Here is a 19,888-nt window from a genome sequence, read left to right as displayed (position 1 = left end):
CCAGCGCGGGAACGCCCCCAAAATCAGGACTTGTTCTGGTCCGGCTTGATCGTTTCGGCGTTCAGTTCGAAGTCCATCAGCACGCGTTTGGCGGCTTTGGTGACTTCCTTCTTGCTCTTATAAGGGCCGGCGATCACATGGTATTGATCATTTAATTTCACCTTGCGCGCCGGGATCGGCGGTCCCTGGTGATTCAGCATTGCCGCCAGTTGGTCGGCTTCGGCTTCGGATTGATAGCTCGCGACCCGCATCGACCAGTCGCCGTCCTTCAGGTCCGCAATCTCGGGTTGGCCGTACAAGCGTTCAGGATGTTTTAGCTGTACCGCCTTTTGCGAGAGTTCCGCCAGTTCCGGACTGTTTTTCAATACCGGCGTCGGAATGCCGTCCGCGCGTTCGATCACCCGTTCCACTCTTTCCCAATCGATGTCGGCGTTTTTGTCGGCGGCCAGCGTCTTCAGTTTTTTGAGGAAAGCCTTTTTCAACTTGGCCTTGCTTCCGGCCCACTTGTCCAGAGGCTCATGCGCCTCGATATATAACGCGTCCTGCTGCCAGGCGGCCAGATAAGGCTGATGCACGATGCGCACCTTAGTGCCGACCGAGACTTTCTTGAACAGCGTTTCGATGTCTTCCGGATAGAGCTGAATGCAGCCGTGGCTGATCTGCATGCCGATGCCGTAGGGCTTGTTGGTGCCGTGGATCAGATAGCTCGGAAAGCCGAGACGCATCGCATAATAGCCGAGCGGGTTGTCGGGGCCCGAGCGCACGACTGTCGGCAGCGTATCGCCTTTTTCGGCATGTTCACGCTGGATCGACGGCGGCACATGCCATTCCGGATTGGCTTGTTTACCGACGATGCTGGTCACGCCCATCGGCGAGCTCCAGCCTTGCCGGCCGATGCCGACCGGATAGGTATACAACGTGCTCGACTCTTTTTTCGGGAAATAGAACAAGCGCATGTTCGCGAGATTCAGCACGATGTCCTTGTGCGGCGCATCGGGCAAGATGAACTCCAAAGGCAACAGCGCCCGGCTGCCAGGCTTCGGCGTCCAGGGCCGGATCGCGCTATTCGCGATCGCGATATCGTTAAAGCCCAGGCCGTAATGGCGGGCGATGTCGGACAGCGTGTCGCCTTCACGTGTGTCGACGGCCGCTAGCGTACCCACCATACCTTGGTCGGGCGCCAGGTCAAATTCGTGGCTGGCGACGGTATCGATTTCCGGGTGGGGCGCCGGGGCGCTGACGCGGGGAGGCGCATCGTCGAAAAGATGCCAGGAAGACAGGGTTTGGCAACCGCTCAGCATGCTGCCGAGTAGCGCAATCAGAAGCGGCGATGCGCGCCGGCTTGAGGCGTGTGGAAATGAGATCATGGCAATGTGCGGAGCTAAATAAAAATAGATGTATCTTTTTTGTATATGAGCCTGAGCATACAGATTAAAGATGAAGCAGCCATTAATAAAAGATTAATAATCGATTAAAGAGTAGCGATAATAGCTCGGTAAGGCAAGAAAATTCGTTTGTAAGTCACAGGTTTAAGAGGGTGTAGACAAAATAAAGTAAAATAGGAGGCTTCTAGAATTATATCAAAAAGTCGAGTGATGAAGCGTAGCGGCCGACCTGCCAAAATAACCGCTGGGGATTTAGAGATACTCAAGGAACTGACCGCGGAGAAACCAACGGCGACATTGGAAGAACTGGTCAAAGCCTTTCAGGAGCGCACTTCGCGCTGCGTCCACGGCGCCACGTTACGCAAAGCGCTGACGGCCGCGGGCATCCAGCGGATAAAACCGGCAAAGCGTTCGGCGGCGATTGGTAAGACGGCGGATGCTAAGCTCAAACGGTATGGTTATCAGGAACGCCATCGTCAGCCAGTGCAAGACGAACGCTATGCGAGTTCGCTGACGGATGCGGAATGGGCGCTGGTGCAAGACTTGTTCGAGCCTGAAGGCGGACGGGGAGTGCCGGAGAAGGTGTCGCGACGCACCATGGTCGATGCGTGTTGCTATGTCGTCCGCACGGGCTGTGCGTGGCGCTTGTTGCCGAAAGATTTCCCGCATTGGGATAACGTCTACAAAACCTTCCGGCGCTGGAGCGCACAAGGTCGTTTCGAGGCCATGCACGATCGTCTGCGGCAGATGTGGCGTGTGCGCGAAGGGCGGGAAGAGGAGCCCAGCGCCGCGGTTTTGGATGCGCAAAGCACGCGCAGTTCGCCGCAGGGCGGGCCTTCCGGTTACGACGCCGGCAAAAAGGTCAAAGGCCGCAAACGCAATCTTGTGGTCGATACCTTAGGGCTCGTCTTGGCCATCAGCGTATGTGCCGCCAGTCTGCAAGATCGCGATGCCGGCACCGAGGCGATCGCCCGTGCTGCTGCCAAGTACCCGACCGTGCAACGCCTGTTTGTCGATTCGGCTTATGCCGGGCAATGGGCGGCTACGGTCCAGCAACAGCACGGCGTCACGGTGGAAGTCGTTCGCCATCCGGCGAATCGGAATGTAGGACGGTGGGCGCAAGCCGGTCAGCACGATTTGTTCCCTGAAACGTTGACCACCGGCTTCACCGTGTTGCCTAAACGTTGGGTGGTCGAGCGTACCCACGCCTGGAACGAGCGCGCCCGCCGCCTGATCATGCATCACGACCGCCTGACCGATGTCTCTGAAGCCTGGGTTTGGCTCGCCGAAGCGAGAATTCTCGCCAGTCGGCTGACAGGGTAGTTTATTTTGTCTACACCCTCTAAGAGAGAAGTGAATAACTCTAGTTTAAAACATGCTTACAAAATTTTCTTGTATCGGGATGAAATAATCTTATAATTAAATTAAAAATCTGCCGACGTGAGCACGGTAATTTTTTTGCATCAGCGTATGGTCTTCTGCGAAAGGCCCGTGACGTAGATTTTGTTTTGGCTTTTCTTGATTGGGCAGTTTAAATTTTAAATGGGGACAAAAGAATGAACAAAAAACTGATTTATACCAGTATATGGCTATGCCTTGGGGGGCTGGCGTTGGGTCAGGCCGCGTGGGCCAAGCCCGGCAATGATAATGCCAATAAGCAGTCGATGAAAAAATGTCCGCAGAGCGTGATTCAAAGTGCGACGTTGGTATTGACCAAAAAACAGCCCAACACGCGTTTCGATGACAACGGGACTTTGGATGACATTACCGACGATTCTTATGAAACGTGCAATAAAGACTTCAGCGAGTGCGTCGTCGTCGCGGGGCCTTCCGATTTGGGCGTTCCCCGGCAAATCATCATCGGCAGCAACGGCGCCAACAACATTGAAGGCACGCCGGGTAACGACATCATCTGCGGAATGAGCGGCAATGACGTCATCGATGGCTTGGCAGGTAACGACGAGATTCATGGCAATAACGGCAAGGACAAATTGTATGGCGATCTCGGCGATGATACCCTATACGGCGGCAACGGCAATGATTTCGTATCCGGTTATCTCGATGATAGTGATAATGATTACACCGACGACGAGGTATTGAATAATCCGGAAGATTCCGATAAGGATCATCTCTACGGCGGCAATGGCAGTGATCGATTGCTAGGCGGCCCCGACAGCGACGACCTGAACGGCGAAAACGGCAAGGATGATCTCGATGGCGGGGACGGTGTCGATGGCGTGCATGGGGGAAAAAGCAAGGACAGTTGCTCCGACGACGACGGTTTAGCCGATGACGATTGCGGTGAAACTGAACTCGAAGATGAGCATGGCGCGGGGCATGCCTGATTTTTTACCGGTAAGGCATCGCCGTTTCCCTTGGGCGATTTCCGATTAAGGTTGGCTCCTACAAAAACAAGCGCCGCTAGCTGAGCGGAGTCGAAGCGAGCCCTTCGCTTCGGCGCCGTTCGGCGAACGGCAATCCTGCTGTTTAGACCAGGTCATTCCCTGCTAGGCCTGCGTTCGCTGAGCGCTTGACAATATCCTACCAAAAAGATCAGAATTAAAGGCCGCCCAAGCATTAAGGCTGTCTTGTAATTCATGACGATTCAAACTCCGCTTAACCGTCTCGACGGCCTGATTTTCGACAACCGCTTCGTTCACGAACTTCCAGGCGATCCCGAAACGGCTAACTTTCGCAGGCAGATTGCCGGTGCATGCTATTCTCGGGTATTGCCGACCCAGGTTTCCGCGCCGCAACTGGTGGCCTATTCCAGCGAAGTGGCCGATCTTTTGGATTTGTCCCCGGAACTTTGCGCCTCCGCAGATTTTACCCAGGTGTTTGCCGGCAATCGGCTGGCGCAAGGCATGGAGCCTTATGCGATGTGCTACGGCGGCCATCAGTTCGGCTACTGGGCCGGCCAGCTCGGCGACGGGCGCGCGATCAACCTCGGCGAAGTGATCAACCGGCGCGGCGAGCGTTGGGCCTTGCAGCTGAAGGGGGCGGGCCCGACGCCTTATTCCCGCAATGCGGACGGTCTGGCGGTGTTGCGCTCGTCGATTCGCGAGTTTCTCTGTAGCGAGGCGATGCATCACCTGGGCGTGCCGACCACGCGCGCCTTGAGCGTGCTGCTGACCGGCGAGGCGGTGATCCGCGACATGTTCTACAACGGCAACCCGAAGGCCGAGCCGGGCGCGATCGTCTGCCGGGTCGCGCCGTCGTTCACGCGCTTCGGCAATTTTCAGATTCTGGCCGCGCGCGGCGAAATCGATCTCTTGCGCCAGTTCGTCGACTATACGTTGCGGGTCGATTTTCCGCATCTTCGCGAACCGTCGCCGGAGGTTTATGCGGAGTGGTTTCAGGAAGTCTGCCGCAAAACCGCGGCGATGATCGTGCACTGGCAGCGCGTCGGCTTCGTGCACGGCGTGATGAACACCGACAATATGTCGATCCTGGGGCTGACGATCGATTACGGCCCCTACGGCTGGATGGACAATTACGACCCGCACTGGACGCCGAATACCACAGACGCCGAAGAGCGCCGCTACCGTTTCGGCCAGCAGCCGCAAATCGCCTATTGGAACCTTGGGCAATTGGCCAACGCGCTGTATCCGTTGTTCGGCGAGGCCGAACCATTGCAGGCGGGCATGAAGGCCTATGCCGAAACCTTTGATCGGGAATGGCAGCGGATGATGTCAGGCAAGCTCGGTTTCGCTTCCTATCGTCCCGAAACCGACGGCGAGTTGATTACCGAACTGATGGTTCTGCTGCAACGGGTCGAAACCGACATGACGCTGTTTTTCCGGCGCCTTGCGGATTTGATTACCGATTCCGATGATGAGGTCCGGGAAACCGAAGTGATGGCTTTATTGCAGGATTGTTATTACCTGCCGGAGCAACTGACGCCAGAATACAGGGAAAGACTGTCGCACTGGCTGCGGCAATATCGCGAACGGCTCATTCAGGACGGCCTTGCCGATGCGGAGCGGCGCCAGCGGATGAACGCGGTCAATCCGAAATATGTGCTGCGCAATTATCTTGCGCAACTCGCGATCGACAAGGCCGAGCAGGGCGATTTTACGCTGGTCAATGAACTGCTCGACCTGTTGCGCCGGCCCTACGACGAACAAGCCGGCAAGGATCATTACGCGGCGAAGCGGCCGGACTGGGCGCGCACCCGTCCCGGCTGCTCGATGCTGTCGTGCAGTTCATGAGGGCGCGGCTTGAAGCGGCAATGAGGAATCCCAAGCCTGTCATTACCGAGATTAAAACAGGTCCTCGGTCACATAGACGTCGTATCCCGAAACCACGACGCCGATGCCTTGCCGATCGTATTGCGGCGAAAGCATGACTTTACGGTGATGCGGACTGTTCAGCCAGCCCTGCACGATCGTCCGGACAAGCCGGCCACTATCTAGCCAGTCATATTCCTTCTTAATAACTCTGCCGTCTTGTTTGGTGGTATAGACCTTGTCGTAAAGTCGGGCCAGAAAAATATTCTCGGCCACGCCCGTGGCAACTGTTGCCGGATCGATCTGCTTTTGCTGATTCCAGCCTTGGCGTTGGGCTCTGTCCGAAGGATATTCCCCTTGCAAATTGACATGGTTAAAAAATTGATGGCTCGCCATGTCGAGGCTATGATTGCGGGCAACCGCAACGAGTTGCTCATCGCCATTTAATGGGGCCAGGCCATGGATTTGCCGCTCCCGATTAATATGTTGATGAATTTTCCGTTCCAGTTCAGCGGCATCGATGGGTGGGGGCGAGTCCGCGCTGGCGGCTGATATTGATTGAGTAAAGCCAAGCCAAATAAAGAGAGTCAGAAAAATTTTTTGCATGGTGCGAAAGGGTAACACAGTGTCCAAGGGCTGGTTGAATCGACTAACATCCTTGTCTGGGAATCGAGCGATGAGCAGTTTCGATCCACCTCGATCCGATAGGGTTCCATTGGAGTTGTTAGCTGATAGTCGAGAGATGGCGTGTTCATGCCATATCTGCTGCAAAATGGCGTTAGCCGGTTCCTGCGATGGCTTTCTCGAAACAGGGAAAGCATGTCAGCCGGATAATCCGATGGCCCGAACGCGCCGCGCTGTCTTCGACATATTGCATCAGTAAGCGGGCAAGACCCCGGCCTCGCCATTCGTGGCGTATCATCAGCCGGTGCGCCTGCCGGCAATTGCCTCGCCCGCAGAATCGAGCGTCATTCGGCTACGGCGTGCGGCGGTAGAACTTCGAATTGACAGTCATGACGGGAAAGCGCTCGGGCAACCCGGCGCGCGGAATCTCCTGAAAGCCGTTCTTCTCGAAGAAGCGATGCGCCGCAAGGAATTTGGCGGTCGTTCCGAGGTATACCTGATGCACGCCATATAGCTTACACCATCCCAAGAGGGTGTCGAGCAGACGCTTGGCCACGCCGTGCTCCGCGCCGCGATGCGCGTCTTTGACGAACATCTTGCGCAGCGCGGACTGATTGTTGCCGATGTCCAGCAAAGCCACGCTTCCGACCACGTTTTGACCGTCCAGTGCGACCCAGAAGTTGCCGCTGCCTTGCTGATAGAAGCCTTGAATGTCTTGAAGATCCGGCTGCGCGTCGAGGGTAATGGGGATCTCGAACTCGGCTTGCTGAATCGGGAGAATGAACCCAACGACGCCGTCTGCGTGCCAGGGGGAGAACGGGGTGATTTCGATCATCAGGTACGGGGTGAATCTTGCTTTAACGATAAGATGCGCGCCGCAGACGAGCCTTCAGCGAAAAAAATCGCCCGTATGAAACGCAGAGGAATACTGCGTTATCGTATTCCATTTCTGCGTATCTTATCGTGTTGAGCGGCTGAGATTCAATGCGGCAGGGTTTTGGGAAATTGTTTGACAATTTTTTCAACCGCTTCCCGAATCCGTTCTGCATTGGTTTGCGGATCGCTGACGATGCCGGTGCCAATTCCGCGAAACACCAATTTCTGAGTCTTCGCATCCACAAAGTCCAGTATCAGCGTGCCTTCGGTATATTGCGATACGTCAGTATAGGTGTAGGGGGCATTGGCCCAAACACCGTAACGTCCGTAACCATAGGGCATCCCGCGGTAATTCCAGTCATTGGTCTGATACACGGACAGTTTTTCTTTGGTGGAAATATGGCGGACCACATGAAGATCGGCGTCTTTGGAAACTTCGGTAATGTTGCGCGCCGCAAGATTGACGCGAAGGGAGTCGCGGAGCGCTGCTTCGACTGATGGCGACAGCGCAATGTTTTCGCTCGATGGCGCCAAGGTATAGGTTCGGTATTGTTCGAAAGACGCCGAATGGTCGTAGTCGGAGGTGACCGAGACTGATGAGCAGGCAGCCAGGAACAAGTTTAAGGCAACAAGCAGGTATGAGGAGGGTTTTGTAAACATGGCCATTCTCTCTTGTTGAAAATTCAGGGATGAAAAATCAACTCATGTGACTCTAACATTGTTGTCGAGTTCAAGTGCCCCAGCAAAAATCGAGGGCTTTATGGCGGTGATATTGATCGATTCCGCTGGGGCCTTCCGGGGCACATCTTTGTAATGAGTTGAACGATCTCCGGGCAACACAGTGCTTTGAACATGAATTCGTTAACCTGCCGCCGTTGAGGAAACAGCTTCATTAGCATGGTTGCATTTGAAATGTGTCGATATTTGAGGTAAACGCAACTGCATTAGGGGATTAAGCGATAACCTTAAGGAGGCATATAAAATTAAGGCTGCCTAAGGCAGCCTTAATTAAAACAGCATCATGCTCGCCTTAATTAGGCGTCGATTCCCAATACAAAACAACTTAGTTATTACTACACGAACTTAGTTCGGCGCTGGCGCAGGTTTGTTAGGATCAATACAACCAAGTTTCCTGTTAGTATTTTGTTCCCAACTAATTGCGCAAGCCTGCAAATCATTTACGTTTGAAATTTTCGTAGGGTCCTTGACCCATGCGAATTTCAAGTTGGTGTGATCTTGGCCTTCAATTTGTTCAGCACCTAACAGGGTTACGTTCTCGTGATAATCCGTCAAGCCTTGTTTTGCCGTTAAGGTCTTAACACTTGATAAACCGCCTTTACTAGCTATCTTGGGTTGCAGTATCAATGTGCCCACAAAGCTTACGGCATGAAATTCAGGCTTGGTTAAATCAGAACCTACTGCCGGCATTTCAAGAAAAAACTCTTCTTGTCCAACGTTGCCATCGGCCATGTCAAAAACTCTGTCGGCGGTGGACTGGTGTGTCCACGCACCTCCGACTAAGCAATAAACCTCTACGAGATAATCAGGAGTCGCAGGAGCAGGGGCTGCAGGATTATTATCGATTAAGTGGGTATAGCAAGTTTTTTTGCCGGTATCGACTTTGAAGTTTTTGACAGTGACCCAAGACGATGGGTTTTCAGAATCCTTTTTGTCAATAACCTTAGGCAAGGTTTGTTTTATCTGTGTTTCAAACCATGTGTCATTCAATGAGCCGGGTGGTGGTACTGTGGCTGCTGCTGAGGCGTTCGCGCTCATGCCAACAGCGGTTGCCATGATCAAAGATGATACCAATGTTTTCTTTTTCATAAAAAGATCCCCTAAGTTTGTAAATGTGTATAAAAACTTATGCATTTGCATAGGTTAATAAGTGCTTAACAACAAGTCAGGCTGTAATTAGTCTTTTACAACCGCGTATTACGGCGGATGTGCGTAAAAACAATGCCCATGATCCTGCTGCTAGGCGACTAGACAAACGAGACTTCCCTCCCTATTTTTAAGCCCCAAAAAATGATAGGCTATGCTAGGTAAGGAAAAGCGCCTAACAAAAAGTTTTCCGGTATTCATGTCTACATCGTTCATGTGCATAGCACCCGTGATGCAATAAAAACACCTTCTCATTTTTATTATGGCTTGCTTAAGAAGATCCCGTTAAAGCTATTTGATCATACGTGCAAACCAAAAACTATTAGTACAATTACCTATAAGAACTAAAACATTTCGGATTAATAATCCATACTAATTGAAAGGATAAAGCGACGCTAATTGGAGTTTAGGTGCGCAATATCAATTACTTAGCCTTTTTTTCTTGCTGAAACATTGCATTGGAAGGATTTCAATGATTTTTCAGACTAAATACATTCAATAGACCCTTCTCGGTTGAAATACAAACGGACGTTCCCGGTTGATCGGCTATCATTTAGATTTCTCAGGCCATTCATCTTTTCCAGAAACGAAGATAGGCAGAGTAAAAGCAGACTCATGCCGGCCCTCCTGTAATAAACCACGCATGCCGTTTTCCAGTGATCTTCACGACAAGGCATGTGCTAGGCGCTAGCCAGCTACTGTCGGAACGTTAGCTTATGCCATAGTGCCGGTATAGACACGTAGGGAGCACACCACCGTGCTCCCTTTAAAAAATCCGAATGCCAGATTTTGTTGGGGGTGGTTTATTTGGATTGCGTAGTGTTGCGGGGTGATTTGGCATCAGAAAGGGGAGCGATTCGCTCTTGATTGGCTGTGTGGGCATATCTCATGCTGCCGACACCGAATGATGCTTCTGTCGAGTTCGATACGGTTCTTCGCTGCTTCAAGTGGGTTCTGGTCTCCACTATTTTGAAACAAGCAAGAACGTCTAACATGAAATTCAGCGGACGGTTGCAAGGCCGGGTTATTCATTTGACGAAACGTCCCAAATCAATCAGTCCAAAGGCGCTCATCTTGTCGAATGTTGGTGAGTAGGTTGCCCATAACTCCTTTGTTGTACCCGAAATTGAAACAACCGCAATGTCCGTTCCGCGATTCCCCCAAAATAGCGAGTAGAGAATGTGGTAAGGGCCTTCTTCGGTTTCTAGGCATATGCGTGTGAAAAGCCCCTGGATCGATTCATTGCAATAGTTGACGATCTTGGATTCATTTTTCTTCGTCGCAAGAAAATCGAGTATGAATTGCTTTGCCGTTTTGCCAGTGCCTTGTTTGACGTCGACGAATGCCTGGATGCGAACACCCGTAATATATGGCTTATTCCCCGAGGTGTCTTCACGAGAGAGCGTCCATCTGTACGCGGGTCCTCGATGGCCCTCAGCATAGAACCAGTCTTTCGGACGTAGAATTTTTCCGCCCGTGGGTTCGAGAACCTGTGTAACAAACTCGACCTGGGGCATTTCGGCGCAAGCCGAAGCGCAGAACGTGAAAAGCAGGACGGATAATAAAGTTTTCATAATTTCCAAGACGCGGCTGGAATATAAAAATTTCAGTTGAGTCGGGCGCCGGTGATTCCAGATATTTCAACAAGCATTAAGTTGCGATAGTCTTATTGCGCAAGCGACAAGCAGATGCAGGCTAATTGTCTTTGGCGGCATGTGATGACCTCCTTGAATAAGGGCCGGTGGTTTTTGTTGGCATCGAAAAGAGGCGCGATGCGCCGCTACTTGGCAGGCACCGATCGATATTAAAAAATCCACATATGACTGAGGCCAGAGTAAGCTCAAATTTTACCAAGTCGGGGACGCAATCCATTTGATGCATAATAACATTCATCCAGAGTTGACTCATTTGGCTTGGATTAAGCGTTTTATTTTACAGGTCAGTCATCGTGTGCATAGCGCACCGCTTGTTTAAACGGCCGTTATGGTGCAGAACTGAGCAGGACAAATGGCGAAAAACCTTCCATATTACAGCGTTTATACTAAGGCGTCTGGCTAATTTTGTGAACTACCTAGCAAAAAGCAAATTGTTTGCTATCATTAGCAAACACTGATTTTCTGAGGAAAGGTCTCTCGAATGTTTTATGCAGAAAGGGTTTACACTCAACGGAATCCTACAACGGGAATAATGGAATGGTTCTTTTTGGCAAGGGAAGGCAACTTTGGTCCTTATCGCAGCAAAGAAGAAGCAAAAGAACGGCTGAGTAAATTTATTTGCTTCTGTATTATGAATAACGATGATGGCGGACGTGGGGCAGGCAAAAATAATGGCCTACAATTAAGTTTACGTCTTGAGCCGGTGCCGGAGTTTTCATTTAAACGCCGGGAATTTCGGGATTAAACGCATGGCTTCACGCAACTTTCGCTGTTGCGGCTCCTGCCGTTGGTACATTCTGCGGCACAGGAATCGAGGGTGGTGGGGCACACGCCTCTCGATCCCGTTACCCTTTTATCGAGGCCACCTTGCTTTTACGATTTAGCCTGTTTGAAGTGCAAGAATTTGAACCCGATGGCGCAGGCGGCGCCCACCAAGATATAAGCGTAATTGACAAACAAGCCGGACAGGGTGCCGGGATTATGCTCAACGGCATCGCGCAGTCCCGGGGTTACGGCAAGGGTCCAGGCAATGCAGGGAATCAAATAGGACAGAAAACCCAATCCGGCTGAAGATAACGGATTCTTGCCGGTCGCTTCGGCGCTTTTGTAAAACCAGTAGGTGATCAGGAAAGCGGTAATCGTGCCAATCATACTAAAACTCCGTAAGTAATGTGAGTAACGGCGGCACAGTATCAAATTGTCTTGCTGCACTCAAGCATAACGCCGATATTGAGCTTAAGTCCGCGTAGGTTCGATTAGCGCAGCGTAATCGGGCGCATGTCATTCATCGCCTCCAATTACGTAATCAACATCACTGCATCAATTCGGCGGATAAATCCCTTTCGCGACATAGCGATGAAAAGTCGAATAAGGCCAATCCGCGACATGCTTTACCAGGCCGTGTTTAACCGGATTGATGTGGATGTAATCGATATAGCGATTGAAGTCTTGTAGGGTGCGCACCGCGCACCATTCAATAAATCCGAACGGCAAATCCGAACGGCGGAATATTCGAGCGATTCTAAAGCATTTCGATAGGTAATTTATTCCAGTTGCCAAGGTTTCTGGAGTGATTTGGAATCGAAAAAGGGGCGCGGTGCGCCCCCTACATGGCTGCCTTGCTTCGTTTTCGCCAGTGGATCAGAGTTTAAAAAAATTGCCTAATAATCTGATCCCAAGTTCGGTGAGGGGATTGAGTTCTTCCCTTTTCAAGGATTTGGAGCCGCATGTTGGGCAACACAGATAGTATTCTCCGGGCAACAAGGAATCGCTTCTGGGGGAAATAGCCTTTCTCCATCCGCATGAAGGGCAAACATAGACGCACGGCTTAGGTTTGATAGGCACGTTGCTATTTCTTCTTTCTTAGTACGAGGCGCAAGGGGTTATGAGAGTATTCAATTTCATCGTAACCATTCCAGATAGCTGTTAATAATCCAATACCCAGAAAGGCTACTGCCATTATTAAAGCAATCTCCAAACCAGTAAGGGCTGCAATAGGAGCAAAGCCAACAGCAGACATTCCGCCTGTGAATGGAATTGCGGCGATGGCACCTGCTAGTGCAATTAGCGTAAATGTTCCGACTGTTTTTATTTTTCTGCCGTTGCGAACTTTTTCAGCTAGTTCCCCTTCAATTATTATTTCTTTTGTGCCAATATTTATTGCAGACTCCAGTTCTGATTTTGTATGAACTATCATCGATTAACTCCATTGTGATGTGAGGATTATATAGAGTTTGAATTTAGCGTACTGGCGTTTTAGGAAGCAAGATGGATGATATTCCGTTTGCCGGATAGCCAAACAGCTAAGCCTAGTGTGAAGCTAAGTGGCTGCTCGCTTTTGGGCCGCCCGTTTGAGCGCAGGGTTAAGCCTGGATGCACAGAGGATCGTCTAAACTCAGTTTTCAAGTCTGTTGACCGAGGTTATTTCTTGATATAATACTGCCTAAGTCAACTGCTAATTCCAAATTTGGCATATAGCATTTTTCTCAATATGTTTTTGCTGCGATCTACAAACTCATCTTCGGTCTCAAACTCTGATGGCTCACCAATGCGATCACTGAAATCAGATATGAATGAATTATCTTGAACTAAATTAGAAACCTCTTCTGAGAATTTTTGCTTTTTGTCACTTGGAGCAGAGAATGGTGTTAAAACTCCATCCACAACTGACGCTAGAGAAGTCTGAATGGTCGAGAGTGATATATCAGATGCAGGCAAAGTCTTGGTGGGGGACTCCTTTGCTTTGTCTATAAACTTTTTAAAGCTATTCATGTTTTGGCCTCATCTTTAACTTCACCTTTCCAATACCTGTAAAATGCACGAAGAGCATCCTCAAATGCTTCGAGAATTGCTTTGATTATTTTGCGCTTTGTTTCTTCATCTAGAGTTTCCCATGTTTGTCTTAGCCATAAGAAAAACTTGATTGCAAGGTTAATCATGATTATTTTTTCCGAAAAAATACAGGAATGCTTTGAGATCTAACATGTTGCTGGATATTGAATGCTCACAAGTAACTTGTATGTATTGATAGTGAAGTTCAGGGCTAAAGCCTAACTAATATTATTTATCCTAAATATTTGTTCCGGGTAAACAACTAAGCGACTAGCAGGGTTGCGACAAAACTCAATTTTAAACATTGTAACATCCGCGCCGAGTAGACTCATTTAGCTTGGATTAAGCACGTTATTTTGCACCTCGGTAAAAAACGCCTGAGAAAAAGGGAGGATTAGCCCTCCGAAGAGCCACGCTTTTGCTTACGCAAACGATTTTTCTCGGCCTTCTGCTCACGAATCACCGCCACCTCGGCCAGTTCCTTCTCCATCATCGTCGGCGTTTCCAGGCTGATCCGCCCCAGCGAGCCGGAGCGCAGCTCGTTCAGCAGAATCTTGGCTGCTTTGTCCAACTCCACGCGCCCGCCGGAACGCAGACAACCGCGTTTCCTGCCGATCGCTTCCAGCACCTCGTCAGCCGATTCCGGGATTTCCTGCAACTGAAAACGCTCGTGCAGACAAGCGGGGTAGTGCTGGCCGAGATAGCCGGCGACGAAGGCGGCGATGGCTTCATGGTGCAGCGCGGTGTCCTTGATCGCGCCGGTCGCGGCCAGCCGGTAGCCGCTGTTCTTGTTTTCGATATTCGGCCAGAGCATGCCGGGGGTGTCGAGCAGCACGACGTTGTTGCCGATCGCGATGCGTTGCTGCGTCTTGGTGACGGCCGGCTCGTTGCCGGTCTTGGCGACCGTGCGCCCGGCCAGGATGTTGATCAGGGTCGATTTGCCGACGTTCGGGATGCCCATGATCAAGGCATGCACGATGCGGTCGTTTTGCACCTGCTCGGGCAGCATTTTCCGGCAGAGTTCAGCAATTTTCCGCATTTTATCAGGTTCCCGGCTGGTCAAGGCGAGCGTCCTGACGCCGTGTTCCCGCTCCAGGTAGCTTTGCCAGGCGGCGGTCAGTTCCGGGTCGGCGAGATCGCTTTTGTTCAGTATCTTCAGACAGGGTTTGTCGCCGCGCAACTGCGCGAGGAACGGATTGGCGCTGCTGAACGGGATGCGCGCATCGAGAACCTCGATCACGATGTCGGTTTTCGGCAGGATTTCCTTAATTTCCTTGCCGGCCTTGTGCATATGGCCGGGGTACCACTGAATCTGCATGATGTCTTGTCACAGTCAAAATGCTATATTTAACCATCAAAACCTGATTAGTCACGCGAATTGATTGAAAGAAGCCATGAAAAAAATGCTATTGTTTGCGCTGTTGATCATGTCGACGGGGTGCTCGCAAGACTGGTTCAACAGGCTGTCGCGCAAGGCGGTCGAGTATATGGACGGCAATTACAAGGTCACCTATGCGAACGGCAACACCGAAAAGACCTGGATCGTCAAAAACGGCAAGGTGACCACCTCAGAAAAAGGCTATTACTATTTCTGGGATGAAAACAAACACTACGTACAGACGCCGATGGAAAACACCTTCGTCGAAGAATTCTGATGACTAACGCGGCGGAAAACATTTCGGTTTCGAGCCCGTTCTATGCCTATCTGTCCAGGCTCAGGTGGATCAAGCGTTGGGGCTTGAAGCGCAACGCGCTTGACGAAAACGTGATGGAGCATAGCTGGGAAGTGGCGGTGATCGCGCATACCCTCGCGTTGATCAAGAACCGCTACTACGGCGGCAGCCTGGATGCGAACGCGATCGCGACCGCGGCGCTTTATCACGACATTACCGAAGTGATTACCGGCGATCTGCCGACGCCGATCAAATACCATTCCGAAGCGATCAATGTCGCTTATAAAGAGATCGAAAAGCAGGCCGAAAAGGAGTTGTTGAAACTGCTGCCGCCGGAATTGCAGGCCGATTTCGAGGCGCTGATTCATCATGACAGCATGCCGGAAGAGCATGTCAGGATCATCAAGGCGGCCGACAAGATCTCGGCGTATTTGAAGTGCCAAGCGGAACTGAAGGCCGGCAATACCGAGTTCGAGATGGCCGCGCAGGAGTTGGCCAAAACGATAGCAGGCTACCGGCAGCCGGAAGTGGTGTTTTTCATGCAGGCGTTCGCGCCGAGCTGCGGGCTGACCCTGGATGGATTGATGAGGACTTGAAGGCCCGCTCGGGGGGAGGGGCTGCTATTACCTGAAAATCGATAGCCAAGTGGTGGGAGCGACGCCTACGTCGCGATTAAAGCCTCAAGTCGCGACGTAGGCGTCGCTCCCACGTACGAGTTTTCATGGTCTTGGGCATCCTTAAGGAATAGGGTGGGGCCCGGCTATTCCATGAGAAATATTTTTCAACCGCGGCAACAGGGGTTTTAATCCGCGCGCGGCCTTCAGCTTGAGGTAAAATTTCAACCGAGCAAACGACCGGCGTTCGTTGCGAATGCGGCAACGGACGGCCCGCTAAATTATCCATCACCACTATTCTTTCTATGGAACTCTTGACGCAAATCCTCGATTTCTTTCTGCATATCAATGCGCATCTGGCCGCAATATTCGAACAATACGGCACGCTGACCTATTCGATCCTGTTCCTGATCGTGTTTTGCGAAACCGGCCTGGTCGTGATGCCCTGGCTGCCCGGCGATTCGTTGTTGTTCGCGGCAGGCGCCTTGACCGCCAGCACCGGCAAACTGGACATCTATGTGTTGATCGGGCTGCTGATCGCGGCCGCCTTGACCGGCGACAACGTGAATTATCTGGTCGGCAGGTTTCTCGGCAAAAAAATCAAGGCCAGGGAAAAAATCGGCTTTTTCAAGCGCGAATATATCGAGCGCACCGAAGCGTATTATGAGCAATACGGCGGCCGCACGGTGATCATCGCGCGCTTCATTCCGCTGATCCGGACGATGGCGCCGTTCGTGGCCGGCGCGGGCAACATGCGTTATCTCCGCTATATCGTCTTTTGCGTCACCGGCGCGATGCTCTGGGTCGGCGGGTTGACGACGCTCGGCTACCAGTTCGGCAATCTGGAGATCGTGCAGAAGAATTTCGAACTGGTCATTTTGAGCATCGTCGCGATCTCCCTGCTGCCGATCGTGCATCAGGCCTGGAAAAGCTTCCGCAAGAAAGCGGTCGGCGCCGCGATTTAGACGCCGCCGCTTCGTACTGTCAGGGACGAATAGACTATGTTGGCAGCGCTGGTTCGTTTTTCGATCCGTTTTTACGGTGTCGTGATTGCGCTCGCGGTGCTGATTCTGGGTTACGGCTGTTACCGTTTTCTGACCGCCGGGCTCGACATTTTCCCCGAATTTTCGCCGAAGCGGGTGATCATTCAAACCGAAGCGCCCGGCTTGTCCTCCGAACAGGTCGAGGTGCTGGTCACGCAGCCGATCGAAATGGCGGTCAGCGGCTTGATCGGCCTCGAAACCGTGCGCTCCGAATCGATCCAGGGCTTGTCGATCGTGACGGTCAATTTCGCCGAACAGTCCGACATTTACCGGAACCGGCAGTTGATCGGCGAGCGCCTGACCGCATTGCCTGCCAGATTGCCGCCCGGCGTGATGCCGGTCGCGGTGCCGTTGTCGTCCTCCTCGGCGACCGTGCTGACGCTCGGCCTGACCTCCGACAGGCAGGACCTGATGGCGCTGCGCAGCCTGGTCGACTGGACGATCGTGCCGCGCCTGTTGGCCGTGCCCGGCGTCGCGGACGTGAACGTATTCGGCGGCGACATCAAGCAATTGCAGATCCAGGTCGAACCCTCGCGCCTGCGTAAATTCAATCTTGCGCTCGACGAGATCGGCCGGGCGGCCGAGCAGGCCGGCGTGATTCAGGGCGGAGGTTTCATCGAAAATCAAAATCAGCGCTTTACCCTGCAAACGGCAGGCTCCGCGTCTACGCCGGAGCAAATGGCCAAGATCATCGTGAAGCGCGACAAGGGCATGAACGTCACGCTCGGCGATGTAGCGGCGATCGCCTATGCGCCGGAGCCGCCGATCGGCGCGGCGCAGATACTCGGCAAGCCCGGCATCGTGCTGATGGTGATCGGCCAATACGGCGCGAACACGCTGTCGGTGTCGCGTCAGGTCGAACAAGTCCTGAGCGAATTCGATTCGTTGTTCAAGCAGCAGGCGGTCCGCTTTTATCCGCATCTGTTCCGGCCCGCCGATTATATCGAACGCTCGGTTTCGAACCTGTCCGGCCACTTGTTGATCGGCGGCCTGTTCGTCGTGATCATCCTGTACCTGTTTCTGTTCAATTTCCGCACCGCCTTCATTTCGGCGCTGGCGATTCCGGTGTCGCTGGTCGGCGCGGTGATCGTGCTGCTCGAGGCCGGCGTCAATCTGAACATCATGGTGCTCGGCGGGCTCGCGATCGCGCTCGGCGAGGTCGTCGACGATGCGATCATCGATACCGAAAACATCTTCCGCCGTCTGCGCGAAAATCGTCTCTCGCCCGCACCGAAGCCGGTCTCCGAGATCGTCTATGGCGCTTCGCTGGAGGTGCGCAGCTCGGTCGTTTACGCGAGTTTCATTGTGGCGCTGGTATTCGTGCCGCTGTTGACTCTGCCCGGCGTGGCGGGCCGTTTGTTCGCGCCGCTCGGTTATTCGTATATCCTGGCGATTCTGGCTTCGCTGCTTGTCGCGCTGACCTTGACGCCGGCGCTCTGCTATCTGGTGCTCGGCAGGGCGGATCTCGCGCTGGACGATCCGCCGCTGATCAGGCGCCTGAAGCCCTTTTATCAAAGGACATTGCACGCGGTTTATTCGCGTTTCAACTGGGTCGTCGGCGGCAGCCTGCTCGTTTGCGTGGCGGGGCTGTTGGCGTTTACGACGCTGAAAAGCCAGTTTCTGCCGGAACTGCGCGAAGGCCATTTCATCGTGCATACCAGCAGCCTACCCGGCACCTCGCTGAAGGAGTCGATACGGATCGGCACGCAGCTGACCAAACAAATCCTGCAAATTCCCGGGGTCGAGTCGATGTCGCAGTGGGCCGGGCGGGCCGCGCGCGGGGCCGATACCTACGGCAGCCATTACAGCGAATACGAAGTGCGGCTGAAACCGCTGTCGGGTTCGGAACAGCAGCGGATTCTGAACCGGATTCGCGAAGTGCTGGAAGATTTTCCCGGCATCTCGTTCGAGGCGAATACGTTTTTGACCGAAAGGATCGATGAAACGATTTCCGGCTACACCGCGCCGGTGGCGGTCAATATCTACGGCAACGATCTGAATTTACTCGACGAAAAAGCCCGGCGGCTTGCGGCCTTGCTGCAGGACGTGGAAGGGGCGACCGATGTGCAGGTGCGCTCGCCGCCCGGCGCGCCGCAAATCCGGGTCGAGATGAATCTCGATCGGCTGAAATTCTGGGGCGTCACGCCGAAGACCGTGCTCGACAGCCTGCGGATCGCCTACGAGACGCAGGTCACCGGCCGCAAGCTCGAAGGCAACCGGATCTTCAACATCGCGGTCGCGCTGTCACCGGAATTGCGCGAGCGGCCGGAAGCGCTGGCCGAATTACCGATTCGGACCCAGGACGGCAAGCTGATTACCCTGGCCGAGGCCGCGGACATCCGTTACACCCTGACCCGCTACAATATCCTGCACGAAGGCGCGCAGCGGCGGCAAACCGTGACCTGCAACGTAGAGGACAGGGATCTGGATGCTTTCATGGCGGAGCTGAAAGCCCGCATCGCGAAAGACCTGCCGGAAACCGGCGACAGCTACATCGAGTTTGCCGGCGCGGCGGTCGAACAGGCCTCCGCGCGCAAGGACTTGATCGTGCACTCCTTGCTGGCCGGCATCGGCGTGTTGATCTTCATCTACCTGGCGATCGGCAGCATTCGCCATGTGGGGCTGACCCTGTGCAATCTGCCGTTCGCGTTGATCGGCGGCGTCGCGGCGGTGCTGGCAACCCAGGCGGCGCTGTCGGTCGGTTCGGTGGTCGGCTTCGTGACCCTGTTCGGCATCACCGTGCGCAACAGCATCATGCTGCTTTCGCATTACCGCTATCTGGTCGAGGTCGAAAAGCAGGAGTGGAATCTGGCTACCGCCGTGCGCGGTGCCGAGGAGCGGCTGCCGTCGATCCTGATGACCGCGCTGGTGACCGCCCTGGCGATGTTTCCGATCGCGTTCAACAGCGACAATCCCGGCCGCGAGATCATGGGGCCGATGGCCGCGATCATCATCGGCGGCTTGGTGTCATCGACCGTGCTGAATCTGTTGATGCTGCCGGGGATGCTGCTGAAGTATGGAAAATTTACGGCGCCTGAGCCCCGCGGATCGAGCGAGTCTTGGTGACTGCGCA

General features: G+C 53.1%; 21 protein-coding genes. 8 read left to right on the top strand and 13 right to left on the bottom strand.

Going from position 1 to position 19,888, the window contains the following annotated elements; translation table 11 throughout:
* Nucleotides 1–23 precede the first annotated feature (23 nt).
* Entirely contained in the window at nt 24–1,367 is a 1,344-nt protein-coding gene (locus ACEPPP_RS08785) for a L,D-transpeptidase family protein (protein ID WP_374090694.1), read from the bottom strand.
* 228 nt (nt 1,368–1,595) lie between these two features.
* On the opposite strand from ACEPPP_RS08785, the gene ACEPPP_RS08780 reads away from it, so the two are divergent.
* The 3 genes from ACEPPP_RS08780 to ACEPPP_RS08770 all read left to right on the top strand — a co-directional run bounded on the left by ACEPPP_RS08780 (nt 1,596) and on the right by ACEPPP_RS08770 (nt 5,596).
* Nucleotides 1,596–2,708, top strand: a complete 1,113-nt coding sequence (locus ACEPPP_RS08780; RefSeq protein WP_374086814.1) for an IS5 family transposase — start codon at nt 1,596–1,598, stop codon at nt 2,706–2,708.
* Nucleotides 2,709–2,941: 233 nt separating this feature from the next.
* The gene (locus tag ACEPPP_RS08775; protein ID WP_374090692.1) at nt 2,942–3,730 is read left to right on the top strand and encodes a calcium-binding protein; all 789 of its coding nucleotides are present in this window, start codon (nt 2,942–2,944) and stop codon (nt 3,728–3,730) included.
* Nucleotides 3,731–3,982: 252 nt separating this feature from the next.
* Nucleotides 3,983–5,596 carry a YdiU family protein gene (locus tag ACEPPP_RS08770; RefSeq protein WP_374090691.1) on the top strand — a complete coding sequence of 538 codons (1,614 nt, stop codon included), beginning with the start codon at nt 3,983–3,985 and terminating at the stop codon, nt 5,594–5,596.
* A gap of 51 nt (nt 5,597–5,647) precedes the next feature.
* Here ACEPPP_RS08770 and ACEPPP_RS08765 read toward each other — a convergent pair whose 3' ends face one another.
* From ACEPPP_RS08765 to ACEPPP_RS08740, 6 genes are all read right to left on the bottom strand, one after another.
* Complete coding sequence (locus ACEPPP_RS08765; protein ID WP_374090690.1) at nt 5,648–6,385, bottom strand: CAP domain-containing protein; 738 nt, start codon at nt 6,383–6,385, stop codon at nt 5,648–5,650.
* Nucleotides 6,386–6,392: 7 nt separating this feature from the next.
* Entirely contained in the window at nt 6,393–6,536 is a 144-nt protein-coding gene (locus tag ACEPPP_RS08760) for a GNAT family N-acetyltransferase (protein WP_374090689.1), read from the bottom strand.
* Between the two features lie 54 nt (nt 6,537–6,590).
* Nucleotides 6,591–7,073 (bottom strand): GNAT family N-acetyltransferase, encoded by a 483-nt coding sequence (locus ACEPPP_RS08755; protein ID WP_374090688.1) that lies wholly within the window; start codon nt 7,071–7,073, stop codon nt 6,591–6,593.
* A 146-nt stretch (nt 7,074–7,219) separates the two neighbouring features.
* Nucleotides 7,220–7,774 (bottom strand): DUF4136 domain-containing protein, encoded by a 555-nt coding sequence (locus ACEPPP_RS08750; RefSeq protein WP_374090687.1) that lies wholly within the window; start codon nt 7,772–7,774, stop codon nt 7,220–7,222.
* A 423-nt stretch (nt 7,775–8,197) separates the two neighbouring features.
* Nucleotides 8,198–8,941, bottom strand: a complete 744-nt coding sequence (locus tag ACEPPP_RS08745) for a hypothetical protein (RefSeq protein ID WP_374090685.1) — start codon at nt 8,939–8,941, stop codon at nt 8,198–8,200.
* A gap of 1,085 nt (nt 8,942–10,026) precedes the next feature.
* Nucleotides 10,027–10,572, bottom strand: a complete 546-nt coding sequence (locus tag ACEPPP_RS08740; RefSeq protein WP_374090684.1) for a hypothetical protein — start codon at nt 10,570–10,572, stop codon at nt 10,027–10,029.
* A gap of 562 nt (nt 10,573–11,134) precedes the next feature.
* On the opposite strand from ACEPPP_RS08740, the gene ACEPPP_RS08735 reads away from it, so the two are divergent.
* Complete coding sequence (locus ACEPPP_RS08735; protein ID WP_374090683.1) at nt 11,135–11,398, top strand: hypothetical protein; 264 nt, start codon at nt 11,135–11,137, stop codon at nt 11,396–11,398.
* A 128-nt stretch (nt 11,399–11,526) separates the two neighbouring features.
* Here ACEPPP_RS08735 and ACEPPP_RS08730 read toward each other — a convergent pair whose 3' ends face one another.
* The 6 genes from ACEPPP_RS08730 to ylqF all read right to left on the bottom strand — a co-directional run bounded on the left by ACEPPP_RS08730 (nt 11,527) and on the right by ylqF (nt 14,803).
* On the bottom strand, nt 11,527–11,805 hold the full coding sequence (locus ACEPPP_RS08730; protein WP_374090682.1) for a hypothetical protein: 279 nt from the start codon (nt 11,803–11,805) through the stop codon (nt 11,527–11,529).
* A gap of 168 nt (nt 11,806–11,973) precedes the next feature.
* Nucleotides 11,974–12,117: a hypothetical protein gene (locus ACEPPP_RS08725; RefSeq protein ID WP_374090681.1), complete on the bottom strand. Its 144-nt coding sequence runs from the start codon at nt 12,115–12,117 to the stop codon at nt 11,974–11,976.
* 385 nt (nt 12,118–12,502) lie between these two features.
* Nucleotides 12,503–12,850, bottom strand: coding sequence for a hypothetical protein (locus ACEPPP_RS08720; protein WP_374090680.1), 348 nt, complete (start codon nt 12,848–12,850; stop codon nt 12,503–12,505).
* A 251-nt stretch (nt 12,851–13,101) separates the two neighbouring features.
* A complete protein-coding gene (locus tag ACEPPP_RS08715) occupies nt 13,102–13,425 on the bottom strand; it encodes a hypothetical protein (RefSeq protein WP_374090679.1) in 324 nt (107 codons plus the stop codon).
* Complete coding sequence (locus tag ACEPPP_RS08710) at nt 13,422–13,592, bottom strand: hypothetical protein (protein WP_374090678.1); 171 nt, start codon at nt 13,590–13,592, stop codon at nt 13,422–13,424. Before ACEPPP_RS08710 ends, ACEPPP_RS08715 begins: the two co-directional genes overlap by 4 nt.
* A gap of 287 nt (nt 13,593–13,879) precedes the next feature.
* Complete coding sequence (gene ylqF / locus ACEPPP_RS08705; protein ID WP_374090676.1) at nt 13,880–14,803, bottom strand: ribosome biogenesis GTPase YlqF; 924 nt, start codon at nt 14,801–14,803, stop codon at nt 13,880–13,882.
* 76 nt (nt 14,804–14,879) lie between these two features.
* Here ylqF and ACEPPP_RS08700 point away from each other — a divergent pair, with 76 nt between their 5' ends.
* The 4 genes from ACEPPP_RS08700 (at nt 14,880) to ACEPPP_RS08685 (ending at nt 19,881) form a co-directional block, all read left to right on the top strand.
* Nucleotides 14,880–15,140 (top strand): hypothetical protein, encoded by a 261-nt coding sequence (locus ACEPPP_RS08700; RefSeq protein ID WP_374090672.1) that lies wholly within the window; start codon nt 14,880–14,882, stop codon nt 15,138–15,140.
* Nucleotides 15,140–15,754 carry a 5'-deoxynucleotidase gene (gene yfbR / locus ACEPPP_RS08695; protein ID WP_374090670.1) on the top strand — a complete coding sequence of 205 codons (615 nt, stop codon included), beginning with the start codon at nt 15,140–15,142 and terminating at the stop codon, nt 15,752–15,754. Before ACEPPP_RS08700 ends, yfbR begins: the two co-directional genes overlap by 1 nt.
* A gap of 323 nt (nt 15,755–16,077) precedes the next feature.
* A complete protein-coding gene (locus ACEPPP_RS08690) occupies nt 16,078–16,737 on the top strand; it encodes a DedA family protein (protein WP_374090669.1) in 660 nt (219 codons plus the stop codon).
* 36 nt (nt 16,738–16,773) lie between these two features.
* Nucleotides 16,774–19,881, top strand: a complete 3,108-nt coding sequence (locus tag ACEPPP_RS08685) for an efflux RND transporter permease subunit (protein WP_374090667.1) — start codon at nt 16,774–16,776, stop codon at nt 19,879–19,881.
* The last annotated feature ends 7 nt before the right edge of the window (nt 19,882–19,888 follow it).

Origin of the sequence: Methylomicrobium lacus (genome assembly GCF_041897535.1) — a bacterium.
Taxonomy (GTDB): Bacteria; Pseudomonadota; Gammaproteobacteria; order Methylococcales; family Methylomonadaceae; genus Methylomicrobium; species Methylomicrobium lacus_A.
This window is presented reverse-complemented; position numbering and strand designations above follow the sequence as displayed.

Coding starts and splice junctions, on each gene's coding strand:
- ACEPPP_RS08755 (WP_374090688.1), bottom strand. CDS start 7,073: ATGATCGAAATCACCCCGTTCTCCCCCTGGCACGCAGACGGCGTCGTT.
- ACEPPP_RS08710 (WP_374090678.1), bottom strand. CDS start 13,592: ATGATTAACCTTGCAATCAAGTTTTTCTTATGGCTAAGACAAACATGG.
- ACEPPP_RS08780 (WP_374086814.1), top strand. CDS start 1,596: ATGAAGCGTAGCGGCCGACCTGCCAAAATAACCGCTGGGGATTTAGAG.
- ACEPPP_RS08690 (WP_374090669.1), top strand. CDS start 16,078: ATGGAACTCTTGACGCAAATCCTCGATTTCTTTCTGCATATCAATGCG.
- ACEPPP_RS08685 (WP_374090667.1), top strand. CDS start 16,774: ATGTTGGCAGCGCTGGTTCGTTTTTCGATCCGTTTTTACGGTGTCGTG.
- ACEPPP_RS08715 (WP_374090679.1), bottom strand. CDS start 13,425: ATGAATAGCTTTAAAAAGTTTATAGACAAAGCAAAGGAGTCCCCCACC.
- ACEPPP_RS08720 (WP_374090680.1), bottom strand. CDS start 12,850: ATGATAGTTCATACAAAATCAGAACTGGAGTCTGCAATAAATATTGGC.
- ACEPPP_RS08770 (WP_374090691.1), top strand. CDS start 3,983: ATGACGATTCAAACTCCGCTTAACCGTCTCGACGGCCTGATTTTCGAC.
- ACEPPP_RS08745 (WP_374090685.1), bottom strand. CDS start 8,941: ATGAAAAAGAAAACATTGGTATCATCTTTGATCATGGCAACCGCTGTT.
- ACEPPP_RS08750 (WP_374090687.1), bottom strand. CDS start 7,774: ATGTTTACAAAACCCTCCTCATACCTGCTTGTTGCCTTAAACTTGTTC.
- ACEPPP_RS08700 (WP_374090672.1), top strand. CDS start 14,880: ATGAAAAAAATGCTATTGTTTGCGCTGTTGATCATGTCGACGGGGTGC.
- ylqF (WP_374090676.1), bottom strand. CDS start 14,803: ATGCAGATTCAGTGGTACCCCGGCCATATGCACAAGGCCGGCAAGGAA.
- ACEPPP_RS08785 (WP_374090694.1), bottom strand. CDS start 1,367: ATGATCTCATTTCCACACGCCTCAAGCCGGCGCGCATCGCCGCTTCTG.
- yfbR (WP_374090670.1), top strand. CDS start 15,140: ATGACTAACGCGGCGGAAAACATTTCGGTTTCGAGCCCGTTCTATGCC.
- ACEPPP_RS08760 (WP_374090689.1), bottom strand. CDS start 6,536: ATGATACGCCACGAATGGCGAGGCCGGGGTCTTGCCCGCTTACTGATG.
- ACEPPP_RS08730 (WP_374090682.1), bottom strand. CDS start 11,805: ATGATTGGCACGATTACCGCTTTCCTGATCACCTACTGGTTTTACAAA.
- ACEPPP_RS08735 (WP_374090683.1), top strand. CDS start 11,135: ATGTTTTATGCAGAAAGGGTTTACACTCAACGGAATCCTACAACGGGA.
- ACEPPP_RS08740 (WP_374090684.1), bottom strand. CDS start 10,572: ATGAAAACTTTATTATCCGTCCTGCTTTTCACGTTCTGCGCTTCGGCT.
- ACEPPP_RS08775 (WP_374090692.1), top strand. CDS start 2,942: ATGAACAAAAAACTGATTTATACCAGTATATGGCTATGCCTTGGGGGG.